19 protein-coding genes are annotated in these 22,961 nt (G+C 72.0%); 17 read left to right on the top strand and 2 right to left on the bottom strand.

Annotated features, from left to right (window positions below):
- Positions 1 to 4 precede the first annotated feature (4 nt).
- Together DDF62_RS02560 and arr are read left to right on the top strand one after the other, a co-directional pair.
- A complete protein-coding gene (locus tag DDF62_RS02560) occupies positions 5 to 898 on the top strand; it encodes a LysR family transcriptional regulator (RefSeq protein ID WP_116487662.1) in 894 nt (297 codons plus the stop codon).
- 90 nt (positions 899 to 988) lie between these two features.
- Positions 989 to 1,384, top strand: a complete 396-nt coding sequence (arr, locus tag DDF62_RS02555) for an NAD(+)--rifampin ADP-ribosyltransferase (RefSeq protein WP_116487661.1) — start codon at positions 989 to 991, stop codon at positions 1,382 to 1,384.
- A gap of 147 nt (positions 1,385 to 1,531) precedes the next feature.
- Here arr and DDF62_RS02550 read toward each other — a convergent pair whose 3' ends face one another.
- Positions 1,532 to 1,786, bottom strand: a complete 255-nt coding sequence (locus tag DDF62_RS02550) for a hypothetical protein (protein WP_133244871.1) — start codon at positions 1,784 to 1,786, stop codon at positions 1,532 to 1,534.
- Positions 1,787 to 1,913: 127 nt separating this feature from the next.
- On the opposite strand from DDF62_RS02550, the gene DDF62_RS02545 reads away from it, so the two are divergent.
- A complete protein-coding gene (locus DDF62_RS02545) occupies positions 1,914 to 2,312 on the top strand; it encodes a hypothetical protein (protein ID WP_116487659.1) in 399 nt (132 codons plus the stop codon).
- 62 nt (positions 2,313 to 2,374) lie between these two features.
- Positions 2,375 to 3,067, top strand: a complete 693-nt coding sequence (locus DDF62_RS02540; RefSeq protein ID WP_116487658.1) for a hypothetical protein — start codon at positions 2,375 to 2,377, stop codon at positions 3,065 to 3,067.
- Positions 3,068 to 3,098: 31 nt separating this feature from the next.
- On the opposite strand, the gene DDF62_RS02535 is transcribed toward DDF62_RS02540, so the two are convergent.
- Entirely contained in the window at positions 3,099 to 5,432 is a 2,334-nt protein-coding gene (locus DDF62_RS02535; RefSeq protein ID WP_244286681.1) for a beta-L-arabinofuranosidase domain-containing protein, read from the bottom strand.
- A gap of 164 nt (positions 5,433 to 5,596) precedes the next feature.
- Here DDF62_RS02535 and DDF62_RS02530 point away from each other — a divergent pair, with 164 nt between their 5' ends.
- The 13 genes from DDF62_RS02530 to DDF62_RS02470 all read left to right on the top strand — a co-directional run bounded on the left by DDF62_RS02530 (position 5,597) and on the right by DDF62_RS02470 (position 22,434).
- Complete coding sequence (locus tag DDF62_RS02530; RefSeq protein WP_116487656.1) at positions 5,597 to 6,268, top strand: hypothetical protein; 672 nt, start codon at positions 5,597 to 5,599, stop codon at positions 6,266 to 6,268.
- Between the two features lie 75 nt (positions 6,269 to 6,343).
- The gene (locus tag DDF62_RS02525; protein WP_244286680.1) at positions 6,344 to 8,473 is read left to right on the top strand and encodes an ATP-binding protein; all 2,130 of its coding nucleotides are present in this window, start codon (positions 6,344 to 6,346) and stop codon (positions 8,471 to 8,473) included.
- Between the two features lie 71 nt (positions 8,474 to 8,544).
- Positions 8,545 to 10,656 carry an ATP-binding protein gene (locus DDF62_RS02520; protein WP_244286679.1) on the top strand — a complete coding sequence of 704 codons (2,112 nt, stop codon included), beginning with the start codon at positions 8,545 to 8,547 and terminating at the stop codon, positions 10,654 to 10,656.
- A gap of 118 nt (positions 10,657 to 10,774) precedes the next feature.
- Complete coding sequence (locus tag DDF62_RS02515; RefSeq protein WP_165832152.1) at positions 10,775 to 12,277, top strand: CHASE2 domain-containing protein; 1,503 nt, start codon at positions 10,775 to 10,777, stop codon at positions 12,275 to 12,277.
- Positions 12,274 to 12,717, top strand: a complete 444-nt coding sequence (locus DDF62_RS02510; RefSeq protein ID WP_116487654.1) for a hypothetical protein — start codon at positions 12,274 to 12,276, stop codon at positions 12,715 to 12,717. Before DDF62_RS02515 ends, DDF62_RS02510 begins: the two co-directional genes overlap by 4 nt.
- The gene (locus DDF62_RS02505; RefSeq protein WP_116487653.1) at positions 12,708 to 14,846 is read left to right on the top strand and encodes a M48 family metalloprotease; all 2,139 of its coding nucleotides are present in this window, start codon (positions 12,708 to 12,710) and stop codon (positions 14,844 to 14,846) included. The genes DDF62_RS02510 and DDF62_RS02505 overlap by 10 nt, the downstream gene beginning before the upstream one ends.
- Positions 14,847 to 15,032: 186 nt before the next feature.
- Positions 15,033 to 17,099 carry an ATP-binding protein gene (locus DDF62_RS02500; protein WP_116487652.1) on the top strand — a complete coding sequence of 689 codons (2,067 nt, stop codon included), beginning with the start codon at positions 15,033 to 15,035 and terminating at the stop codon, positions 17,097 to 17,099.
- A gap of 197 nt (positions 17,100 to 17,296) precedes the next feature.
- Positions 17,297 to 18,277, top strand: coding sequence for an ABC transporter substrate-binding protein (locus DDF62_RS02495; protein ID WP_116487651.1), 981 nt, complete (start codon positions 17,297 to 17,299; stop codon positions 18,275 to 18,277).
- Between the two features lie 157 nt (positions 18,278 to 18,434).
- Positions 18,435 to 19,169: an ABC transporter ATP-binding protein gene (locus DDF62_RS02490; RefSeq protein WP_425267000.1), complete on the top strand. Its 735-nt coding sequence runs from the start codon at positions 18,435 to 18,437 to the stop codon at positions 19,167 to 19,169.
- Positions 19,166 to 19,924: an ABC transporter permease gene (locus DDF62_RS02485; RefSeq protein ID WP_116487649.1), complete on the top strand. Its 759-nt coding sequence runs from the start codon at positions 19,166 to 19,168 to the stop codon at positions 19,922 to 19,924. The genes DDF62_RS02490 and DDF62_RS02485 overlap by 4 nt, the downstream gene beginning before the upstream one ends.
- Positions 19,925 to 20,053: 129 nt before the next feature.
- Positions 20,054 to 20,380 carry an endonuclease domain-containing protein gene (locus DDF62_RS02480; protein ID WP_116487648.1) on the top strand — a complete coding sequence of 109 codons (327 nt, stop codon included), beginning with the start codon at positions 20,054 to 20,056 and terminating at the stop codon, positions 20,378 to 20,380.
- Between the two features lie 174 nt (positions 20,381 to 20,554).
- Complete coding sequence (locus DDF62_RS02475) at positions 20,555 to 21,343, top strand: hypothetical protein (RefSeq protein ID WP_116487647.1); 789 nt, start codon at positions 20,555 to 20,557, stop codon at positions 21,341 to 21,343.
- Complete coding sequence (locus DDF62_RS02470; protein WP_116487646.1) at positions 21,343 to 22,434, top strand: DUF2336 domain-containing protein; 1,092 nt, start codon at positions 21,343 to 21,345, stop codon at positions 22,432 to 22,434. The genes DDF62_RS02475 and DDF62_RS02470 overlap by 1 nt, the downstream gene beginning before the upstream one ends.
- Positions 22,435 to 22,961: the final 527 nt, after the last annotated feature.

The raw sequence follows: 22,961 nt of genomic DNA, 5'->3' as shown, positions 1-22,961 counted from the left end.
ACAAATGACCCAGCGCCTCGACGACCTCGCCGCCTTCGCCCTGGTCGCCAAGGAGCGCAGCTTCACCCGGGCCGGGGCCAAGCTGGGCGTCTCGGCCTCGGCGCTGAGCCAGACGATCAAGGGCCTGGAGGCGCGGCTGGGCCTGCGCCTTCTGGCCCGCACCACCCGCAGCGTGGCGCCCACCGAGGCGGGCGAGCGGCTGCTGGCGACCCTGGCGCCGCGACTGGAGGAGATCGAGCAGGCCCTGGCCGCCCTCAGCGACCTGCGCGAGCGGCCGGCCGGCACCATTCGCATCACCGCCGGCGAGCACGCCGCACAGTCGGCCCTGCAACCGGGCCTGGCCAGGCTGCTGCCCGACTATCCCGACATCCGGGTCGAGATCACCGTCGACTACGGCCTGGTCGACATCGTCGCCGAGGGCTTCGACGCCGGGGTGCGGCTGGGCGAGCAGGTGGCCAAGGACATGATCGCCCTGCGCATCGGTCCCGACCTGCGCATGGCCGTGGTCGGCGCGCCGGCCTATTTCGCGACCCGCCCGCGTCCGCTGACGCCGCAGGACCTGACCGAGCACAACTGCATCAACATGCGCCTGCCCACCTATGGCGGACTGTTTGCCTGGGAGTTCGAGAAGGACGGCCGCGAGGTCAAGGTGCGGGTCGACGGCCAGCTGGTGGTCAACACCATCCGCCAGCGGCTGGACGGCGCGCTGCAGGGACTGGGCCTGGCCTACATGCCGCAGGACGTCGCCGCGCCCCACCTGGCGAGCGGCGACCTGGCGCGGGTGCTGGAGGACTGGTGCGAGCCGTTCTCCGGCTACCACCTCTATTATCCGAGCCGCCGGCACGCCTCGCCGGCCTTCTCGAAACTGGCCGAGGCCCTGCGCTGGCGGGGCGGCTGATCCAGATTTAGGCCCGAAAAACCTGCGTTCAAGCATTGGCGGGCGGCGAAATATGCGCAGTCTGCGGGGTCTTCTCGAGCGGAGGCGACCATGACCACGACCTACTATCACGGCACGAAGGCGGATCTTTCGGCGGGCGACCTGATCGAGGCCGGCCGCGCCTCGAACTACGGATCGCGCAAGGCCGCCGCCTTCGTCTATTTCGCCGCCACGCTGGATGCGGCGACCTGGGGCGCGGAGCTGGCCCAGGGCGAGGGGCGCGAGCGGATCTACGTCGTCGAGCCGACCGGCCCGTTCGAGGACGATCCCAACGTCACCGACAAGAGGTTCCCGGGCAATCCGACGCGGTCGTACCGCACTCGCGCCCCGCTGCGGATCGTCGGCGAGGTCGAAGGCTGGACCGGCCATGCGCCGCAGCAGCTGGCGGCCATGCGCGACCACCTTGAGGCGCTGAGGCGCCAGGGCATCGAGGCGATCGAGGACTAGCCTTCCAAGGCGTATCGGCATCCGAGGTTCGAGACGAAACCTCGTCCTTCGACAGGCTCAGGATGAGGTTTTACGCCGCTCGGCCTTTGAATGATCCTCATCCTGAGCTTGTCGAAGGACGAGGATCACGCACCGAGCACGAGCCCCCTACCCCCGCCCCGCCTCGCCGAGCACCTTGCACAGGGCCGCGGCCAGGATCTCCCAGGGCTCGCCGGGCTCGGGGTCGAGGCGGGCCCGGATGTCGCGGGCCAGGGCGACGGGGTCGAGGGCGCCGGCCGCCTCCAGCGAGCGGCACAGCGGCAGGTAGGTGGCGGCGAACAGGCGCACGATGTCCTCGCCGGTGAAGGCCGGCACGTCGGGGCCTGAAAGACCGGGAGGATCGGAAGGGCCGGCGGGCGACATCGTGGGGGGAACTCCTGGAACTGGGCGCGGCTCCTGCCCGAAGATCGCCGGTCGCGCCTTGATCCGGATCAAGGCCGCCCGCCGCGCGGCGTGGGACCTCGCCCCCCAAGAGGAGTAACAAAGCCCCATGCCCAATGACGTCCGATCGACGCTCGCCCGCCATCACCTCGACATCGGCGCCGACTACGTGCTGCGCAGCGCGGGGCTGCTGTCCTCGGTGTTCGACGGCGACATCATGCGCGGCCTGGTGTTCCTGACGGCGCTTAGGCTGTCGGCCCACGCGCCGCAGGACGCCTCGGGGGAACGTCCCGTGCGGCTGACGGCCATCGCCCGCTCGATGGGCCTGCCGATCGAGACCACCCGCCGCCACCTGCTGAAGCTGCAACGCGACGGCTTCACCCTGCGCGCCGCCGGCGGCGGGGTGGTGGCGGTGATCCCCGAACGGCCCGACATCGCCGAGGCCATGGCCGCCAACAGCGCCAACCTCGCCAGCCTGGCCGCGACGCTGGAGGCCTTCGCCGGCTGACGGGCGGCAACCTCGCCCGTGCTCGACCGTTTCCGCCCGGACGAAGGCGGCGCGAGGCGTGGATGAAAGCCAGGAGAAAACCCGGACGCGGCGGGGCGCGGGCCCTGCTGCCGGCGCTGCTGCTGGCGGCCTGCGCGCCCAGCCCCGAGGAGCAGGCCCGCCGCTCGATCGACAGCGGCCAGGCCGTGGCCGAGATCCAGACCTTCTTCGACGCCCGCGCCCAGGGCCTGCCGCTGGGCCAGTGCGCCGCGGTGCTGACCGGCGTCTCGCCGATCCAGATCAGCGACCGCACGGCCCGGCTCGACACCGTCCGCGCCCTGGTCGAGGCCGGCCTGCTGGAAGAGGTCGCCGGCGCCCCGGCCGGCGAGGTGCGGCTGGCGCCGGCCCGCAAGGCCGCCCACTGGTTCCGCGTGCGCACGCGGAACCCGGCCCTGCCGTCCAGCATCGAGCTCTGCTACGCCCGCCGCAGGATCACCCGCGCCTGGCTGGTGGGCGAGGACGGCAAGACCCTGAACTTCGCCTACCGCCTGGTGGACGCCCCGGCCTGGACCGGCGACCCGCGCATGCGGGCCGCCTTCCCGTTCCTCGAACCGGCCCTGACGAAGGAGCTGGTCGCCACCGGCATCGCCCCCTTCCGCGACGGCCGCTGGTTCCTCGACCTCGCCGACGAAGGGATCACCCTGCCCGGCCAGGACGAAGGCTTCTACGCCTGCCCGGACGGGCGGGAACGGCCGGATCCGGGGTGTGGGGGATAGTGGGGCGCCGCGATAAGAGGGCCTAAGCCGCCTACCCCTCCATCACCCGCAGCTCGTAGACCACCACCGGCTTGCCGCCGTCGGCCTCGATGCGCAGGCGGGCGGGCGCGCCCCCCGCCGGCAGGGGCAGGTCGACGGCGAAGAAGCCGTCGCGCTTGCCGGCCGGGGTGGCGAAGGTTCCCACCACCGCGCCGTCGGCCAGCACCCTGGCCGACTGGCCGGCGTCGGCGCCCCAGTAGACCAGTTGCAGGGTCAGCGGGCCGGCCCGGCGGGCCAGGGTGGCCTCCAGCCAGCCGCCGGGGTTCAGCTTGCGGCCGCTGCGGCCGTTCAGCTGGATGATCTCGCCGCTTCCGGCCGCGACCCTGTGGTCGACCTCGGGCTGCTGCTCGCCCAGATAGACGGTGTCGACGGTGCGGGCGACGGTGTCGATGCGGACCTGCTCGGCCGCCAGGAAGGCCTGGCCCTCCGCCGCCCAGCGGGTCTTGGTGAAGGCCGGCAGGTAGACGGCCGTGCGCCGGTCGTAGGCGCCGTAGAACGGCGACAGGCTGACCCGCCCGCCCTGGGCCGTCGGGGCCTCGAAGACATGCGGATGGACGGCGGAGCGGCGCAGCGCCGCCGCCGGGTCGCCCTCGGCCAGCAGGGCCGGCACGGGCTGGTCGAACGGCCGCTCGGCCGGGCCCATGTCGGCGGCCAGCACCAGCGGGCCGGAGACGAAGGCCGTCAGGTTGGGATCGTCGGGCGTCGGCTCGGCCCGGACGGTCATCGGCAGCCACAGCCGGACGCGGTCGCCGGCCTTCCAGCGCCGCTTCAGCCGCGCATAGCCGTCGCCCCGGGTCTCGATCGCCACGGCCTGGCCGTTGAGCTTGAGCACCGGCGCGGCGCACCAGGCCGGCAGGCGCAGGGCGATCTCGCGCTCGCCCTTCGGCGCCCGCGCAATGGTCAGGTCGATATCGCCCTGGGCCGGATAGGTGGTGACCAGGTCGATGGCGAAGTCGCCGTCCGGCAGATCAAGCTTCGAGGCGATGAACAGGTTGAGATAGAGCGCGCCGTCGCCGCCCTTCCACCAGATGCTGTCGGCGTGCTTGGCGTGGCTCTCCATGCCCGAACCCACGCAGCACCAGAAGCTGTCCTCGTAGGTGGAGTAGCTGCGCCGCCCGCCCGCGGCCATCGGCATGAAGTAGACGAAGCGGCCGTCGCCGGGCCGCTGGTGGGCCATGATGTGGTTCAGCTGGGCGCGCTCGTAATAGTCGAACAGGGCCCCGTCGGGCTTCCAGCTCCACAGGTGGCGGGTCAGCTTCAGCATGTTGTAGCTGTTGCAGGCCTCGCAGGTGGTCTCGGCCATGTGGCGGGCGATCTGGCGCGGCTTGCCGAAGTGCTCGCGGTCGGAATTGCCGCCGATGACGTAGCTGTGGTCGCGGGTCACGGCCCGGTGGAAGAACCGCGCGGCGACCGCCTCGCCGGGGTCGTCGCCGGCCACCTCGTGCAGCCGCGCCAGGCCGATGACCTTGGGGATCTGGGTGTTGGCGTGCAGGCCGGCCAGTTCGTCGCGCTCGCCCGCGATCGGATCGAGCACGGCCTTGTGGCGCAGGCGGCGGGCGACCTTCAGCCAGCGCGCGTCGCCGGTCAGGGCGTAGGTCTGGGCGTAGGCCTCGTTGATCCCGCCATGCTCGGTGACCAGGATCTTCTGCACCTGCTCGTCGGACAGGCCGTCGATCACCCCGGCGAAATAGCCGGCGACCCCGACCGCCACCTCCAGCGCGCCGGGCGTTCCGGCCAGCTCATGGGCGTCCAGCAGGCCGGCATGCACCTTGTGCCAGGTGTAGACCGGCACCCAGCCGTCGTTGAGGCTGAAGCGCGACGAGCGGATGTCGCCCCGGCGCAGTTCCTCGAACACCTGCTTGCCGCCGACCGGATCGTCCTGGCCCCAGCGGGTGGTTCCGCCCACATAGCCGTCGCCGTGGGCGGCCTGCACGCGGGCCAGCTGCGCCACGGTATAGGCCAGCCGCGCCCGCAGTTCCGGATCGCCGGTATGGGCCACCTGCAGCGAACAGGCCGTCAGCCAGTGGCCCAGGGTGTGACCGGCGATGCTCTGGGCCTCCCAGCCGCCATAGACCGGCGCCTTGACCGGCAGCCCCGCGCCCTTGTGGAAGTTGTGCAGCAGCCGGTCGGGCGACAGCGAGGCGAGATAGGCGCGGTTGGCCTCCTGCGCCCGGCTGAAGATCGACGGCGTCAGCGCCACGTGGCGCGCGGGCACCGGCCGGGCGACGACGCGGGCGGGATCCACGGCGATCGGCGCGGCCACGGCGGCCCCGCCGGCGAAGGCCAGGGCGGTGGAGGCCAGCAGAAAGCCCCTGCGGGTGCTCATCCCGCCGCTCACGCCGTTCCCCGCCATGCTCCACCCCAAGGCTATTTGTCAGACAATTAGCCGGAAGAGAGCATGGCGAGCGGCGGGGCTCAAGGGGTAGGAGTGCTGGCTTGACCACCGCATGGGTTGCGCCAAGCTCATCCTCGTCACCGTAGGGAGGGCGTATGGGCGCGTACGAGCCTTACAAGGAATGGACATGGCGCTGGTGGGGCGTCTGGTGGCCCTGGGCGGAGGTCAACCAGGGCCTGCTCTCCGCCGTCGGCGTCGCGCTGTCCGGGGCGGCCATCTTCCTGACGATCAGTCTGTTCCTGCATGAGCAGCGCCGCGCCAACGACGCGGAGCTGGCCCGTCGGACGGAGCAGGCCCGAGCCGAAGCCGCCGAACAGACGGCGCGCGATGCGGATCTCAGAGCCGAGGCGAAGGCGGCCGAAGCGTTCCGCATAAGGCAGCTGCGGGAGTTCGGGAGGCTTATCGAGGAGCTTCTGATCGAGACCGAAGAAGCCCTGGCAAGCGATCTTCAGCACATCGATAGGCAACTCGCCAACACGCCCATTATGTTCTGGGAGCTTTCATCAGACGTCGACAGGACCGTTCGCGATGTGGACGGTGCGCTTACGGTCCTGGCGCCGTCTTTCCCGCGCGACGCCAGCCTCATACTGCGCATCCAGAGGGTCCGCCGCGCGGTCGGGGCAATCCTCGGCAAGCCGTTCGGCGATATCGCACAGGGCAACAACTGGGTGAAGGATGCGCGGGACGACCTGCTGCGCGGCCGCGCCGAGATCGCGGAACGACTGCGCGACCTCGAAGGCCCGCAAGCCCCGCCTCCCCCCACTTAACCAAAAACCGACGTTTCGTGGTCATGGTGGAACCGGACAGCTTCCGGCCGCCTTGGGTCGGAAGCCTGGGGGTTTGTGGACTTGGGTCTCGGCGGTTCCGACATCGCGAGCGATCGCGCGGCGCTGTGGCGTCGCTGGCGGCGGCCGGCGGGGCTGACGGTCGCCTATGTGGCGTCGATGGCCTACAGCCTGTTCCTGACCGGGGCGGCGCAGGAGATCGCCACCATCTGGACGGCCAACGCCGTCATCATCGCCGGCCTGATGACCCTGGACCGCCAGCGCGGCGCGGTGCTGCTGGCGGTGACCAGCGTGCTGCACCTGCTGCTGAGCCTGGCCACCAGCAACAGCAGCGCCTTCGCCCTGGCCGTGACCATCCTCGACGGCGTGCAGATCGCCGCCACGGCCTTCGCCCTGCGGCTGCTGCGGCTGCCGGGCAAGGTGCGCAACATGCGCGGCCTGCTGGTGCTGACGGCGGTGTCGGCGGTGTTCACGGCGGCGACCTCGATCGCCGTCAACGGCGTGGCCTCGCTGGCCGAGGGCGGCGACTTCTGGACCGGCTGGAGCGGCTGGACCACCAGCAACGTGCTGGGCGTGGCCATCGCCCTGCCGACCATACTGATCCTGCTGGACCGCCGCCACGCCGAGGCCTTCCCGGTGCGCGGCTGGCTGGAGCCGGCCGCCGGCCTGGTGGTGATCGCCGCGGTGTCGTGGAGCGTGTTCACCGGCCCGCCGCAGATGCGGGTGCTGGTGTTCGCCCCGGTGCTGTTGGCGGCGTTCCGCGGCGGCCCGCGGGCGGCGGCGCTGTCGGTGATGGCGGCCCTGGCTTTCGCCATTCCCGCCGTGCTGTCGATCGTCGGCCTGGACCCCAAGGCCGCCGCCGAGCCGATGCGCCACCTGCTGCTGTTCCACATCGTGCTCTATGCGGTGAGCATGGCCGCGGCCCTGGCGCTGAGCCGCCAGGCGCGGCTGTCGGCCCTCCTGGTGCGCCGTCAGGCGGCCGCCCGCGCCGCGCAAGGCCGGGCGCAAGCCGCCAACGCCGCCAAGTCGGACTTCCTGGCGACGATCAGCCACGAGATCCGCACGCCGCTGAACAGCATCCTCGGTTTCGCCGCCCTGGTGGCCGAGGACGCCGAGCTTTCCCCCGAAAACCGCCGCCGCCTCGACCTGGTGGGCCGCGCCGGCCGCTCGCTGGCCGAGATCGTCAGCGACCTGCTCGACTTCGCCAAGGTCGAGGCCGGCCGCCTGGAGCTTGTCCTGACCCCGTCCTCTCCCGCCGCCCTGCTGCGCGACGCCGCCGCCATCATCGCCCCCGAGGCGCAGGCCAAGGGCCTGACCGTGACCGTCGAGGTCGAGGGGCGCGGGGAGCAGGACCCCGAGGCGCTGTTTTCCCTGGACGAGACGCGCCTGCGCCAGGTGCTGCTGAACCTGCTCAACAACGCCGTGAAGTTCACGAAGGCCGGCGGCGTCACGGCGCGCCTGTCGATCGGCCCCGATCCTGGCCTGCTGCGCTTTAGCGTGGCCGACACCGGCATCGGCATCGCGCCCGAGGTGCAGGCGCGGCTCTTTCAAAGGTTCAGCCAGGCCGACAGCTCGATCAGCCGCGCCTATGGCGGCACGGGTCTTGGGCTGGCGATCAGCAAGGCGCTGGTCGGCCAGATGGGCGGGGCCATCTGGGTCGAGAGCGCCCTGGGCCTGGGCGCGGTGTTCCACATCGCCCTGGAGGCCGAGCCCGCGCAGGCGCCCGCGCCCGCCGAGGCGGCCGGCCCCGAGCGCGCCGCCGCCCGCGTGCTGCTGGTCGACGACCACCCGATGAACCGCGAGCTGGGCGACGCCTTGCTGACCCTGGCCGGCTGCCAGGTCTTCACCGCCGAGGACGGCTTCCAGGCCGTGGAGGCCGCCCGCACCGGCGGCTTCGACCTGATCCTGATGGACGTGCACATGCCGGGCATGGACGGCCTGGCCGCCGCCCGCGCCATCCGCGCCCTCGACGGGCCGATGGCCGACACGCCGATCCTGGCGCTGAGCGCCGACGTGCTGCCCGAGCAGGTGGCCCGCTGCCGGGCGGCCGGCATGGACGGCCACGTGGCCAAGCCGATCCGCCGCGACGAACTGCTGGCGGCGGTGTCGCGGGCGTTGAGCGACCCGCCGCAGCGCGACCGAACGTCGCATGGCGGCGTCGCACACGGAAAAAGCGTCTCGCCTTAACCCTTTTTCGGTCCGGGCGTGATGGGTGGGGTTTCCGGTCGCGCAAGCCGCCGGATGGGGGAAGAGGGGCCTTGAACGCACGAGTCGACAGACGGGACAGCCCCTCGGGCGCCCCCGGCGCCAGCCCCGATTGGGCGAGCGTCCGCTGGGGCCTGCTGGCCGCGCTGGTCTGCGCCTATGTCGGCTCGTTCCTGTTCAGCGATCTCCTGACCCGCGATTCCAACGGCATGCCGTCGCTGTGGCCGATGAACGCCATACTGGCGGCCGGCCTGCTGCGCATGGACGCGCTGGGCCGGCGGCTGCTGCTGGGCGTGGCCCTTCTCACCAACCTGACGGTCCACGCCCTGGCCGGCGATCCGTGGTTCGTGATCGTCGTCTACACCGCCTGCGACATGGCCGAGAGCCTGGCCGCGGCGGCCCTGACCCGGCGCTTGCGCGGCCCGCGGCCGTCGATCCGCAGCGTGCGCCACGCCCTGGTGCTGGTGGCGGCCATGCTGCCGATCACCGTGACCATCGCCGCCCTGGGCTCCAGCGTCGCGGCCCCGGCGGCCGGCGCGGACCTGTGGCCGTTCTTCACCGCCTGGGCGGCCTGCAACAGCATGGGCATGATCATCGCCCTGCCCGCCACCCTGGTGATCCTCGACCCGACCAACGAGGAGGCCTTCCGCCGCCCGGCGGCGGCGCAGGTCGGTCTCTACGCCATGGTGGCGGCGGCCACGGCCTTCGCCTTCCTCAAGCCGTCCACGCCGATGCCGTTCCTGATCTTTCCGGCGGCCATGCTGGCGGCCTTCCAGCTGGGCCCGCGCGGCGCGGCCTGGAGCGCGGTGATCGTCATCGCCATCACCGCCCCGATGACCGTGGCCGGCGAGGGCGTGGCGCGGCTGGCCCCGCGCTGGGCCGAGATCGAGCGCATCCGCATGGTCCAGGCCTTCGTGACCACGATCTTCTTCACCTGCCTGGCGGCGGCCCTGTCGCTCTACAAGGAGCAGCGGCTGAAGGGGCTGATGGCCCGCCGCAGCGCCGCCGCCCGCGCCGCCCGCGCCCGCGCCCAGGCCGCCGGCCGGGCCCGCACCGACTTCCTGGCGACGATGAGCCACGAGATCCGCACCCCGCTCAACAGCGTGCTGGGTTTCGCGAACCTGCTGGCCGAGACCGAGGACGGCCTGAGCCCCGCCGGCCGCCGCAAGCTGGAGCTGATCGCCCAGGCCGGCGGCTCGCTGGCCACCATCGTCGACGACATTCTGGATTTCTCGCGGCTGGAGGCCGGCCGCGTGGAGCTGCGCCCCGAGGCCGTCGATCCGGCCGCCCTGCTGGCCGACGCCGCCTCGATCATCGCGCTGGACGCCCAGGCCAAGGGCCTGTCGCTGGCGGTCGAGGCCGACCTGCCGGACGGCTTCGACTACGCCCTGGACCCGGCCCGCCTGCGCCAGGTGCTGCTGAACCTGCTCAACAACGCCGTGAAGTTCACGTCGAGCGGATCGGTGCGGGCCAGCGTGTGCCTGGAGACCACCTATCCCGGCGGGCCCGAGCGCCTGCGCTTCACGGTGGCCGACACCGGCATCGGCATCGCGCCCGAGGTGCAGGGCCGCCTGTTCCAGCGCTTTTCCCAGGCCGACAACTCGATCAGCCGGGCGTTCGGCGGGGCGGGCCTGGGCCTGGCGATCAGCAGGACCCTGGTCACCCGCATGGGCGGCGAGATCGGCGTGGTCAGCGCGCCGGGCCAGGGCGCGACGTTCTGGTTCACCACCCCGGCCGAGCCGGTCTGCGCCGCCGACGGCCCCGCTCCCGAGCAGGAAGCCGCCGCCCGGGTGCTGCTGGTCGACGACCACCCGATGAACCGCGAGCTGGGCGCGGCCATGCTGACCCTGGCCGGCTGCGCGGTCGAGACCGCCGAGGACGGCGACGAGGCCGTGCGCGCCGCCGCCCAGGGCCAGTTCGACATCATCCTGATGGACATCCACATGCCGCGCATGGACGGCCTGGCCGCCGCCCGCGCCATCAAGGCCCTGCCCGGCCCCGCCTCGCGCGCGCCGATCATCGCCCTGTCGGCCGACGTCATGCCCCAGCAGATCGAGCGCTGCCGCCAGGCCGGCATGGTCGACCACGTCGCCAAGCCCATCCAGCGCGACGTGCTGATCGCGGCGCTGAACCGCTGGATCGGGGTGGAGACCGAGGCGGCCTGAGGGCGCGGCGCCTCGCCTTAAGCGCACATATGCACGCAAACTCCATCTTAGCTTGATATGCACAACCCCGCCCCCTAGTCTGCCGGGCGGGGGGTGCCGGATGGCGCTGAGGGGGCGATTGCGGGATCGCGCGCGTACGTTCGCGCGGGTGCTGCTCAGAGGTTCGAAACGCGCGGCGATCGCGACGCTGGTCGGCTCGGGACGGGGTCTGGCCGCGCTGTGGCGGCTGGTCGCGTACGCGTGGCGGCTGGCCTGGGTGCACGCCCCGACCACGGGCGCGGTGCTGACCGCGCTGCTGGCCCTGTCGATCAACGCCTTCGACAGCTTCAAGATCAACGACCGTTCCGACGCGGTGTCCGAGCAGGCCGCCGGCATCATCACCGGACCGCTCTACGGCGGGCTCAACCGGACCGGCCAGAACCAGATCACCGTCGTCCTGATCAACGCCGAGACCATGCGGCTGCTGGAAAGCCCGCACTGGCCGCCGCCCTATTCCGTCACCGCCGACCTGCTGCAGGAGATCGCCACGGCCAAGCCCAAGGCGATCTTCCTCGACTATCATTTCGACCAGCCGCAGCTGGCGCCCTTCTGCGCCGACATCGAAGACTGCGAGGCGGCCCGCAAGCGCGAGATCGAGGACTTCGCCCGCCGGCTGAAGCGGATACCGCGCGACGGGGTCCCGCTGTTCATCGGCGCGGTCGGACCCGATCCCGGCCTGGCGCCGCTGCGCGACCTGGCCCAGTTGCCGGTCGCCTTCGAGGAAGAGCGGATCTTCGGCTACCCGCTGTCGGCCCCGCTCGCCAAGGGGGGGCCGCCCCGGCCCGCGGTCGCGCCGACGCTCTACGCCGTGCTGAAAGGCCAGACGCCGCCCACCAGGCCCGACGACCGCGTCATGGCCATCGACTGGGGGTTCGGCATGTCCGAGGCCATGGCCCCCTACGCGCCGAACGCCGGGCGGGGCCGGGCCTGCCAGGGCGGCGACATGGCCCAGCGCCTGGTCAGCTTCCTGGAGGTCACCAAGCGCTCGGCTTTCGCCGCGCTGTACCCGGACGACGACGATCCGTTCGACCGGCGCTGCAGCTACGCCGACACCATACCGGCGCACTGGCTGATCAACGGCATCGCGCCGCAGGCCAAGGACTTCCTGAAGGACCGCATCGTGCTGGTCGGCGTCGACCTGCGCTATCTGGCCGACTTCCGGCCCACGCCCCTGTTCGGCCAGACGCCCGGCGTGACGGTCCACGCCATGGCGCTGGACAACCTGATCCAGACCCAGGACCAGCCGACCCTCTATCCGCGGCCGCTGGCGATGGGACTGACCTGGGCCGACGTCATGCAGGGGGTGCTGCTGGCCTTCGGGGTGTGCCTGGTCTTCGCCTGGCGGCGCTGGCGACGCACCCCGCCCGAGCGCGGGCTGCGCTGGCGCGACCGGCTGGTGATCCTGGCCATCGTCGGCCTGACCGGGGTGGCGACCTCGATGGCGCTGAACTGGCCGATGTTCATTCTTCTTGGCGCAATGGTCACGGGAGCGGGGGCCATGTTGATTTCCGACCAGATCCGAAGCTTCAGGCGCACGCGGTCGCTTCGACGGCGGCTGACGGCGCGGGGGGCGGCGCGATGAGACCGGCCCTGAAGATCGCCGGCGCGACGGCGCTGGTCCTGGCCCTGACCCTGACCCTGCCCGTGGCGGACGAGCGCGGCGGGGGATCGGCCCGGGCCCAGGCCGACCCGGCCCTGGCCAGCTGCCACAAGGTGCGGCTGCAGACGACCGCGCTGCCGTCGCGGCCGATCGAGCTCTACGACAGCCAGAAGGTCTATGCCGAGGACCTGCCGCGGGCGCAGCTTCCCGCGACCCTGGTCGCCTACGAGTGCCTCGATCCCAAGTTCCTGACCCTGCGCACGGGGGCGGGCCTGCGCCTGGTGCGGCGCACGACGATCAACCCGCCGGAGCTGCCCAACATAGGCTGCATATGCCCCTCGGCGGGCGGAACCCAGCACCTCAGCGTTCCGGGCGTGGCTCCCTGGCCTGTATGCTCGAAGGAGGAACCGAAATGCCGGTGAGCTCGGCGCGGCGGACGGCGCTGCTCGTCCTGGCCGGCCTCAGCCTGGCCGCCCCCGGCGCGGCCCTGGCCCAGGGCAAGCCGTCCGCGTCAGCGGCCAAGCCCGCTCCCGGCGCGGCCAAGCCCCCGGCCAAGCCGGACATCCAGCTGCTGGACCAGGAACCCGAGGCGCCCGAGCCGGAGGCCGCCGGCAAGGGCGAGCCGAAGACCGGCAAGAAGGACGGCAAGGACAAAGGGAAGGGCAAGGGAAAGGGCCTGGGCCTTTCGATCCCCATCCCCTTTGTCGCCAAACCGCTGAAGACGCCCGACGTGCAGGTGGTCAGGCGGTTCGACGATCCCGCCTATCCGCCGATCGACCCGAACGCCCCGTCCGCGTCGCCGGCGGGCCTGCTGTCGGCCATGGCCAGCAACGGACCCGTCCGGGTCATCTGGCCCATGACCCGCCAGGTCCAGGCCACGCTAGTGGACCAGCTGATCGCCGCCGGCCCCCGCCAGACCCAGCCCGCCCAGCTCATCATCCTGTCGGATCCGGTGCCCAACGCCATCGCCATCGACAACAAGATCTACATGACCAGCGGCCTGTGGGACTTCCTGTTCGCGCTGAACGCCGAGGACGACACCGAAGCCCAGCAGATGCTGCTGTTCATCCTGGCCCACGAGTACGGCCACCTGCTGATGCGCCACCCCCAGGCGATGACCGCCGAGGAGCGGGGCTACAAGGACCTGAAGCAGGCCATCAGCACCGCCGGGACGGTCTACCTGCTGGCCAAGGGCATGACCCAGGACCAGAAGGCGAGCTACGCCGAAAAGCAGGCCGAGATGCGCAAGGCCCAGGGCGTGATGGTCGGCGCCCATCTGGCCGGCATGGTCGTCGAGACCGAGGCCCGGCGCGCGCTGTACCCGCCGTTCCGCAAGGAGACCGAGCGCGACGCCGACATGCTGGCGGTCGACCTGGCGATGGGCTTCCAGGCCCGCACCGGCAAGGCCGTCGACATCGCCCAGGGCGCGCGCTCGCTGGAATTCATCCGCGAGGTCACCAAGAGGCAGATCCAGCGCCAGGCCGAGCTGTCCAAGGCCTCCGAGAAACAGATCGCCGACGCCGCCAAGGCGATCGGCCTGCTCGCGCCGTTCGCCCTGGCTTCCGAGGATTCCGACAAGGCGATGAAGGAACTGGGCTGGCTGGCCGCGCTGAACATCAGCGCCTTCCTGATGCGCAAGTACGACGAACGACGCCGCCTCGAGGGCGTGGCCCTCTACGACAATGTCGACCAGCGCCAGCAGCTGATGAAGGACTATTTCGCGCGCTACCATCGCGCGCCCGCCGCCGAGGCCGCTCCGCCCCCGCCGCCCGTCGTGGCGCCCCCGCCGCCGCCGGAGAAGGCGCCGCCCAAGCCGGCCGCCCCAGCCAAGGGGAAGGGCAAGGGAAAGGGCAAGGGCGGCGCGCCGGCCCAACCCGCCGCGCCCAAGCCCGAGCCCTTCCGGGGCGACCCCAAGAAGATCTTCGATTTCGCGGCCTATCGCGACGTGTGGGAGGCCTCGAAGGCGCGCGAGGCGGCGCTGGCCAAGCTGGCCAAGGGCGACGTCGCCGGCGCCCGGACCGAAATCGACAAGGCCCTGGACTCGCCGATCAAGGAGTCGCCCGAGGTGCAGGACCTGGCCGGCCGCGTGGCCAGCGCCGAGAACCGGCCCGACGTAGCCATCGGCCACTTCCGCAAGGTGCTGCTCACGCGTCCCAAGGACGTCGATCTCTACCTGGTGATCGCCGAGCGCTACATGAGCAAGCCCGACAAGGCCGGCGCCATCAAGGCGCTGAACGACGGCGCCAAGGAGACAGGCCAGCCCGGACGCTTCCTGCCGTCCAAGATCACGATCTACCAGCGCGACGGCGACAAGGTTCAGCTGGAGAAGGCGGTGGCCGAGTGCGTGGCCCTGAACGACGCGGACCTGACCAAGATCTGCAAGGAAAGGGCCTATCCGCCCAAGATCGAGGACGCGGTGGCCGAGGGGGCCGAGGATTCCGAAGGCGGAGCGACGGGGGCGGTCGAGGCGGTGACCGACACCGTCCGCAAGGTCATGCGCCTGCCCCAGCCGGCCAAGCCGGCGCCCGCCCCCGCCAAGAAGGGATCCTGAGGCGATTTAGTGAAACCGCCTTTTCACCCCGCGAAGGCCCGCAAGCCTCGGCCAGATAAGGAAACCGCCCCCTTCGTCGGATAGTCGACACTATCAAAAGCCATTGCGGCAAAGCGTCACAGAAGGCATTGGTCCCGAAACTGAAACCGTTGTTCGGCGTAGAAACCGGGGGAAACGGGGTCAAGAATGACGCGAAGCGCCGCCCTACAGGAGTCCGGCCGCCAGACGGCGCTGCTGCTCGTGCTGGCGACTGCGTTCGCCATCACCCAGCTGTTCAGCGACGGCCTGACGCGCGGCCCGGCCGGGGTGGCCGCCCTGTGGCCCGGCACGGCCCTTCTGGCGGTAGGCCTGATGGCGCTGGGCCCGCCGCGGCGGCTGATCCTGACGATCGTGGTCGGCGTCATCCATTTCTCCCTGTGCCTGGCCTTCGGCGACGGCCTGGAACGGGCTTTGGTGTTCACCGCCGTCGGCCTGGTCGAGGCCTGGGGCGCGCGCGAGGCCGTGCGGCGGGCCTTCGGCGGGCCGCCCAAGGTGCGGACCATGCGCCACCTGGCCCTGCTGGTGACGGTGATCGCGCCGGTGGTGGCCGTGACCGCCGCCATCGCCGCCGCCCTGCTGGCCCTGCTGGACGGCGCGCCGTTCATGGCCCTGTGGCGCGACTGGTTCGTCAGCGGGGCGCTGGGCATGGCGCTGATCGTGCCGGCCGTGCTGGTGCTGATCGACGCCGAGCACAAGCGCACCTTCCACCGCTCGCTGGGCGAGCGGCTGGGCCTGTTCGTGCTGATGGCGGTGCTGACGGCGGCGGTGTTCCACGACACCCGCGCGCCCCTGCCCTTCGTGCTGTTCCCCGCCGCCATCCTCTGCGCCTTCCGCCTGGGACCGCGCGGGGCGGCCGAAGCCGCCCTGACCATCGCCGTGGTGTCGCTGCCGCTGGGGGTGTGGAACATCTTCCTGGGCCAGCTGCTGGCGCCGTGGAACCCGGCCCAGATGACCCGGCTGATCCAGTGCTTCGTCACCGTGGTGTTCGTCACCGCCCTGGCGGCGGGCCTGGCCCTGGCCCAGCAGGAGCGGCTGCGGCGCCTTCTGGTGCGGCGCGAGCAGCTGACCCGCGCGGCCCGCGCCCGGGCCCTGGCCGCGGCCGAGGCCAAGACCGAGTTCCTGGCCACCATGAGCCACGAGATCCGCACGCCGCTGAACAGCATCCTCGGCTTCGCCCAGCTGCTGGCCAGCCGGGGCGACCTGCCCGCCGACGCCCATCGGCAGGTGGGCATGATCGACACCGCCGGCGCGGCCCTGCTGACCGTGGTCAGCGACATCCTCGACGTCTCGCGGGTGGATTCCGGCCAGGTCGAGCTCCTGATGCAGCCGGCCTCGGCCGAGGCGGTGCTGCACGACGCGATCGGCATCGTCCGCCCGGAAGCCGAGGCCAAGCACCTGGCGATCGAGATCGACGTCATCGACCCGGTCGGCGGCCTGCACGACCTGGACGCCCTGCGCCTGCGCCAGGTGCTGCTGAACCTGCTCAACAACGCCGTGAAGTTCACCGAGCGCGGCAAGATCGTCGCCCGGCTGATCGTCGAGCCCGGCGATGTCGAGGACCGCCTGCGCTTCGAGGTCGCCGACACCGGGGTGGGCGTGCCGATCGAGGACCAGGCGCGGCTGTTCCAGCGCTTCGTCCAGCTCGACAGCGGCGCCACCCGCGCCTATGGCGGCGCGGGCCTGGGGTTGGCGATCAGCAAGTCGCTGGTCGAGCTGATGGGCGGGCGGATCGGGGCCGACAGCGCGCCGGGCCACGGCTCGTGCTTCTGGTTCGAGCTGCCGGCCGCCGAGGCCGAGCCCCTGGCCGCGCCGGTGCGCGAGGTCGCCCGCGACCCCAAGGCCGCCCGTATCCTGCTGGTCGACGATCACCCGATGAACCGCGAGATCGGGGTTGGCTTGCTGCGCCTGGCCGGCTGCCACGTCGAGACCGCCGAGAACGGCCGCCAGGCCCTGGCGGCGGCCGCGCGCGGCCATTTCGACATCATCCTGATGGACATCCACATGCCCGAGATGGACGGCCTGGCCGCCACCCGGGCCATCCGAAGCCTGGAAGGCGCGGCCGGCCGCGTGCCGATCATCGCCATGAGCGCCGACGCCCTGCCCCAGCAGGTGGAACGCTGCTTCGCCGCCGGCATGGTCGACCACATCGCCAAGCCCGTGCAGCGCGAGGTGCTGTACGCCAAGGTCGGGCGCTGGCTGGAGGCGGGTTCCTAGGGATCCTCTCCCCGTGGGAGAGGTGTCGGCGAAGCCGACGGAGAGGGGAGTGACGCGATAGCCGGCCAAAACCTCGCAAGCTGAAAACGTCCCCCCTCCGGCGCTCCGCGCCACCTCCCCCAGAAGGGGGAGGATCTTTGTTGGCGCCCCACCCCGCCCCCGCTAACCTCCGCGCCGCATCATCCGGGGGATCCGCCATGACTTTCTCGCGCCGCGCCGTGACCGCATCGGGCCTGGCCCTGCTGGCGGCCGCCTGTTCGCCGGCCAGGAAGGACGCCGCCCCGGGCCTCACCAAGCTGAAGCTGGCCACCGACTGGCGCGGCCAGGCCGAGCTCGGCGGCTACTACCAGGCCGTGGCCACCGGCGAGTTCACCAGGCGCGGGCTCGACGTCTCGATCGTCCAGGGCGGGCCGGGCGTGAACGTGCCCCAGCTGCTGGCCACCGGCGCGGTCGACATCGGCGTCGGCTCCAACAGCTTCATCGTGCTGAATCTCGCCAAGGAAGGCGTGCCGGTCAAAGCCGTCGCCGCCTACATGGACAAGGATCCGCAGGTGCTGATCGCCCACCCGGGAACCGGGGTCGCCAGCATCGCCGACATGAAGGGCAAGCCGATCCTGCTGTCGGACGCCTCGGTGACGGCCTTCTGGGTGTGGCTGAAGGCCAAGCACGGCTTCACCGACGCCCAGGTGCGAAAGTATAACTACTCGGTCGCCCCGTTCCTGGCCGACAAGAGCCTGATCCAGCAGGGCTATGCGACGTCCGAGCCCTACCTGATCGAGAAGGCGGGCGGGGAGAAGCCGGCGGTGTTCCTGCTGGCCGACGACGGCTATCCGGCCTACGCGTCGTTCGCCCTGGTCACCGACCAGATGATCGCGCAGAAGCCCGCCCAGGTGCAGGCGATCAGCGACGCCATCGCCGCCGGCTGGAAGAGCTATCTCTACGGCGACGCCAAGCCCGGCGACGCGGCGATCCTCAAGGACAACCCCGAAATGACCCAGGACCTGCTCGACCAGGCCCGGGACAAGATGCGGTCCTATGGCATCGTGCCCAAGGACGGCATCGGCGCCATGACCGACGCGCGCTGGGCGGAGTTCTTCGCGGTGGCGGCCGACCAGGGCGTCTATCCCAAGACCATGGACTATAAGCAGGCCTACAGCCTGGCCTTCCTGCCGAAGTGATGCCCAGCCCGCAAGCGAGCTCCCTTCCCCCTCGATGGGGGAAGGGCCGGGGATGGGGGTGGCGCGGCGCTCGGACCGGACGCGGCGCGGCTTCCTTCGTCCTCGGCAGTCACCCCTGCCCCTCCCCCTCCCCCTCCCCCATCGAGGGGGAAGGGTCGTGACCACCATCGCCTCCCTCCACCAGGTCGAGGTCGACTACCCGCGCGGCCGCGCCCTCGGCCCCGTCGACCTGGCGCTGGCCGCCGGCGAGGTGGTGGCGCTGGTCGGGCCGTCGGGGTGCGGCAAGTCGACGGCGCTGCGGCTGCTGGCGGGCCTCGAGCAGCCGACGCGCGGAACCGTCACCCGGGCGGCCGGCAAGGGCGAGACCTCGGTGGTGTTCCAGGCCCCCACCCTGGCGCCGTGGATGAGCGCCGCGGCCAATGTCGCCCTGCCGCTGGAGCTTGCCGGCGTCCCCGCCAAGGAGGCCCGGGCCAAGGCGCGCGAGGCGCTGGCGAAGGTCGGCCTTTCCGGCGCCCAGGACGCCCGGCCGGCCCAGCTGTCGGGCGGCATGGCCATGCGGGCCTCGCTGGCCCGGGCCCTGGTCACGGCCCCTCGCCTGCTGCTGCTGGACGAGCCCTTCGCGGCGCTGGACGAGATCACCCGCCGGGCCCTGGCCGACGACGTGCTGGCCCTGTGCGCGGCGCTGTCGCCGGCCGTGGTGTTCGTCACCCACAATGTCGAGGAAGCCGTCTACATGGCCCGCCGCGTGGTGGTGCTGACGCCGGGACCGGGCGTCGTGGCCGGCGAGGTGATGGTCGAGGGCCCGCTGGTGCGACCGGCGGGGTTTCGCACGACGGCGGCGTTCCGCGAGACCGTGGAGGCGGTTTCCACGCTGCTGGAGGCCGGCCGATGACCCGCCGCCTCGCCCCCATCCTGTTCGTGGCCTTCCTGCTGGCGGCCTGGGAAGGCGCCTGCCGGGCGCTGCACGTGCCGGCCTACCTGCTGCCGGCGCCGTCGCAGGTGGCCAGGGCGCTGGTCGAGGCCGGGCCGCTGCTGGCGCTCAGCGCCTGGGGCACGCTGTCGACGGCGCTGGCGGGCCTGGCGCTGGCCGCCGTGGTCGCCCTGGCCCTGGCGTTCTGCGCCGCCCTGAAGCCGATCGTCGAGGACGCCTTCGCCCCCGTCGCGGCGATCCTGCAAGTGACGCCGGTGATCGCCATCGCGCCGCTGGTGACCATCTGGGCCGGCATCGACCATCCGGGCCGGGCGGTCACCGCGCTGGCCGCCGTCATCGCCTTCTTCCCGATCTATTCGGGCGCGATCGCCGGGCTGAAGGCGGCCGATCCGGACCTGTCGCGCCTGTTCGACCTCTACGGCGCCACGCCCTGGCAGCGGCTGTGGCGCTTGCGCCTGCCCTCGGCCCTGCCGGCGATCCTGGAAGGCCTGAAGGTCGCCGCCGGCCTTGCCCTGGTGGGCGCGGTGGCGGCCGAGTTCGTGGCCGGCTCGGGGTCGAGCCAGGGCCTGGCCTGGCGGATGCTGGAAAGCTTCAACCGCCTGCAGACCGCGCGGGGCTTCGCGGCGCTGGCCGTGCTGGCCGCCATGGGCGTGGCGCTGCACGCGGCCCTGGCCGCGGCCGAGGCCCGGCTGCTGGCCTGGTGGCGGGGGCGGTAAATCCCTCTCTCTTCGAGAGAGGGAGGGGCCCGCCGCGCAGCGGTGGGAGGGTGAGAGGTTTCAGCCCGACCGGAAAATCCGGATTCCTTCCGTTGCGACGCCTGGAAACGAACCTTCAGGCTCGGCTTCATGGACAAGACCGCCAACGCTCGACGCCTGCGCAGAGACCAGACCCTGGCTGAGAAGACAATGTGGAGGCTCGTGCGCAACCGGCGCCTGGGCGGATACAGGTTCCTGCGGCAGGTTCCGATAGATCGCTACTTCGCCGACTTCGTCTGCGAGGCGGGCAAGCTGATCGTCGAACTGGACGGCGCCGCGCACGAGGGGCGCGAGGATCACGACGAGCGCCGCACTCAGACGCTGGAGCTGTTCGGCTACATGGTTCTGCGATTTCCCAACGAGCGGGTGCTGGCCGATCCTGGCGGGACAGGAGACGACATCCTCGTTGTGCTTTGAGCCGGCAGGCGGTGAAACCTCTCACCCTCCCACGCCTGCGGCGCGGGCCCCTCCCTCTCTCGAAGAGAGAGGGATTTATGGTCGCATCCCCGACCCTCCCCACGGCGCCGTTAGGCGGCGATTAAGCGGCGTCGGCTAAGGGTTGCAGACTGACAAGACTCCGTCCGGACCGGCATGCGCCTCGTTCTGCCCCTGCTGCTGCTCGCCAGCGTCGCCGTTCCGGCGCACGCCGACGACGTGCGCGAGAGCCGCTACGGCCCGCGCAGCCCACGCGCCCAGGCCGCCGCCTCGGCCTATCGCGGTCCCATGCTGGGCTGGGCCGGCAAGGTGGAGGCGCCCACGGCGCCCGCCGCCGCCGAGACCAACGACCGCGCCGTCGAACGCCCCGCGCCGATGGCCGCCTGGGCCGGCTACGCCAACGCCCCGGCCCCGCCGCCGCCCCAGCAGGTCCAGCCGCAGCCGCGCTACGCCCCCCCACCGACGACGCAGGCTCCGGGCTCGCAAGGCGCCCTGCCGACCAGCCTCTACAGCCCGCCCGTAGCCGCCGCCCAAATCGCTCCCGCCAAGCCGGCCGCGCCGCGCGTCTATCCGTCGAGCGAGCTGGCCGGCGGACCGCCGCCCGTCCAGACGCCGCAGCCGCAGCCCCGCCCGGTCCCCGCCCCGACCCAGGTCGCCGCCGCGCCGGCCTACGCCAATCCGCGCGCCGCCGAGGGCCTGGCGCCGCGCACCTATTCGGTCGGCCGGATGTTCGGCCTGACGCCGGACCAGATCGCCGCCCCCGGCCCGCCCAACACGGTGCTGATGGCCGTCGACCCGGCAGCCGTGGCCACGGCCCCAGCCGATGACGAACCCCAGCACGGCTCGGCCGACTGGCTGGCGGAGGCCGCCCGGGACGCTGGCCGAGACATGTCGACCTCGGCGTCGCGGAAGAAGAAGACCACCGCCCAGGAGAGCGATTTCTGATGCTGCAATCGCGGCTGCATGACCTGATCGCCCTGGCCGACGAGCCCTCCAGCGCCAAGCGGCGCGAGCTGCTGCGCGGGGTGACCGACCTGTTTTTCACCGCCGACGACCACGGCGCGGTGGAGATGGGCCTGTTCGACCAGGTGATGGGCCAGCTGGCCGGCGAGATGGAAGAGGCCGTGCGCGTCGAGCTGGCCGAGCGCCTGGGCCAGTCGGCCGCGCCGCCGCCGAGCCTGACCCGCAACCTGGCCGCCGACAGCATCGCCGTGGCCCGCCCGATCCTGACCGGCGCGACCGCGCTGTCGGACGCCGATCTGCTGCACGTGGCCCAGACGCAGGGCCAGGAGCACCTGCGGGCGATCTCCAGCCGGGCCCACGTGCCCAGCGCCGTCTCCGACGCCATCGTCGCGCGCGGCGACGACGACACCCTGGGCGTGCTGATCCGCAACGAGGGCGCGGAGCTGTCGCGCCGGGCGCACGAGACCGTGGTCGACCGCGCCGCCGCCAACCCGGCCCTGCACGAGGCGGTGATCGACCGCCAGAGCCTGCCGATCGACCTGCTCAACGAGATGTATTTCGTGGCCGAGGCGCGGCTGCGCGACCGGATCATGGCCCGCAACGAGAGCGTCGACCCGGCGGTGCTGGAGGCGGCCCTGGCCGCCGGCCGCAACCGCCTGGCCGCCCGCGACGGCGCCCTGCCGGCCGACTACGACGCGGCCATGCACGAGCTTGGCCTGATCAAGGCCCGGGGGCGGATCACGCCCCAGGCCCTGGCCAGCATGCTGCGCGCCAAGCAGACCAGCCTGTTCCTCTGCGCCCTGTCGGACATGGCCGACATCGACTTCCACACCGCCCGCAAGATCCTCGAGCGCAAGGAGCTCGACGGCTTGGCCGTGGTCTGCAAGGCGGCCGACTTCGACCGCGCCCTGTTCCTGACCTTCGCCCTGCTGATCCTGGATCCGTCCGACGAGGTGATGGGCAAGGCGAAAGCCTATGGCGAGCTCTACGCCGCCCTGCCCCGCGAAAGCGCCCTGCGCACCATCCGCTTCTGGCGCCTGCGCCGCACGACCGGCGCGGTGGCGGCGGCCTGACAACCCCTCTCTGGTGGAGAGAGGGAGGGGCCCGTCGCCGCAGGTGATGGGAGGGTGAGAGGGTACGCCCTCCCGGACAATTCTCGATCCCTCACATCGTCATCCCGGCCGCAGCGTAGCGGAGAGCCGGGACCCAGGGGCAGGCGCAGGGCGTCGGCGACCGCCAGCTCCGCGCCCAGTTCCCTGGGTCCCGGATAAGCGCTGCGCGCTTTCCGGGATGACGGGCGGGGTTGCTGGCGGGGTTTGCTTGAAGCGGTGAAACCTCTCACCCTCCCACGCCTGCGGCGCGGGCCCCTCCCTCTCTCGAAGAGAGAGGGATCAGGAACGACAAAGGGGAGCGCCTTGCGACGCTCCCCCTTCCGGTCTTGGGACCACCTCCCCCGGAGGGGAGGATCAAGCCTTAGAACTCTTCCCAGCTGTCGACGGCCAGGGCGGCCGAGCCTTCGGTGGCGAAGGCGGCGGCGCGGGCCTGGGCGGCGCGGGCGGGGCTGGCGGCCGGGCGCGAGGCCGGGGTGGCGGCCCGGGGC

It is taken from the genome of Caulobacter radicis, from assembly GCF_003094615.1.
In the GTDB taxonomy this organism is placed as follows: domain Bacteria; phylum Pseudomonadota; class Alphaproteobacteria; order Caulobacterales; family Caulobacteraceae; genus Caulobacter; species Caulobacter radicis.
The sequence above is the reverse complement of the archived record's forward strand: the minus strand, read 5'-3'. Positions and strand labels throughout refer to the sequence as shown.

What these genes read in the sequence shown, in the direction of transcription:
- DDF62_RS02475 (WP_116487647.1), top strand. Translation starts at nt 20,555, where the DNA reads ATGCGCCTCGTTCTGCCCCTGCTGCTGCTCGCCAGCGTCGCCGTTCCG.
- DDF62_RS02560 (WP_116487662.1), top strand. Translation starts at nt 5, where the DNA reads ATGACCCAGCGCCTCGACGACCTCGCCGCCTTCGCCCTGGTCGCCAAG.
- DDF62_RS02510 (WP_116487654.1), top strand. Translation starts at nt 12,274, where the DNA reads ATGAGACCGGCCCTGAAGATCGCCGGCGCGACGGCGCTGGTCCTGGCC.
- DDF62_RS02545 (WP_116487659.1), top strand. Translation starts at nt 1,914, where the DNA reads ATGCCCAATGACGTCCGATCGACGCTCGCCCGCCATCACCTCGACATC.
- DDF62_RS02530 (WP_116487656.1), top strand. Translation starts at nt 5,597, where the DNA reads ATGGGCGCGTACGAGCCTTACAAGGAATGGACATGGCGCTGGTGGGGC.
- DDF62_RS02485 (WP_116487649.1), top strand. Translation starts at nt 19,166, where the DNA reads ATGACCCGCCGCCTCGCCCCCATCCTGTTCGTGGCCTTCCTGCTGGCG.
- arr (WP_116487661.1), top strand. Translation starts at nt 989, where the DNA reads ATGACCACGACCTACTATCACGGCACGAAGGCGGATCTTTCGGCGGGC.
- DDF62_RS02550 (WP_133244871.1), bottom strand. Translation starts at nt 1,786, where the DNA reads ATGTCGCCCGCCGGCCCTTCCGATCCTCCCGGTCTTTCAGGCCCCGAC.
- DDF62_RS02480 (WP_116487648.1), top strand. Translation starts at nt 20,054, where the DNA reads ATGGACAAGACCGCCAACGCTCGACGCCTGCGCAGAGACCAGACCCTG.
- DDF62_RS02535 (WP_244286681.1), bottom strand. Translation starts at nt 5,432, where the DNA reads ATGAGCACCCGCAGGGGCTTTCTGCTGGCCTCCACCGCCCTGGCCTTC.
- DDF62_RS02495 (WP_116487651.1), top strand. Translation starts at nt 17,297, where the DNA reads ATGACTTTCTCGCGCCGCGCCGTGACCGCATCGGGCCTGGCCCTGCTG.
- DDF62_RS02540 (WP_116487658.1), top strand. Translation starts at nt 2,375, where the DNA reads ATGAAAGCCAGGAGAAAACCCGGACGCGGCGGGGCGCGGGCCCTGCTG.
- DDF62_RS02500 (WP_116487652.1), top strand. Translation starts at nt 15,033, where the DNA reads ATGACGCGAAGCGCCGCCCTACAGGAGTCCGGCCGCCAGACGGCGCTG.
- DDF62_RS02505 (WP_116487653.1), top strand. Translation starts at nt 12,708, where the DNA reads ATGCCGGTGAGCTCGGCGCGGCGGACGGCGCTGCTCGTCCTGGCCGGC.
- DDF62_RS02470 (WP_116487646.1), top strand. Translation starts at nt 21,343, where the DNA reads ATGCTGCAATCGCGGCTGCATGACCTGATCGCCCTGGCCGACGAGCCC.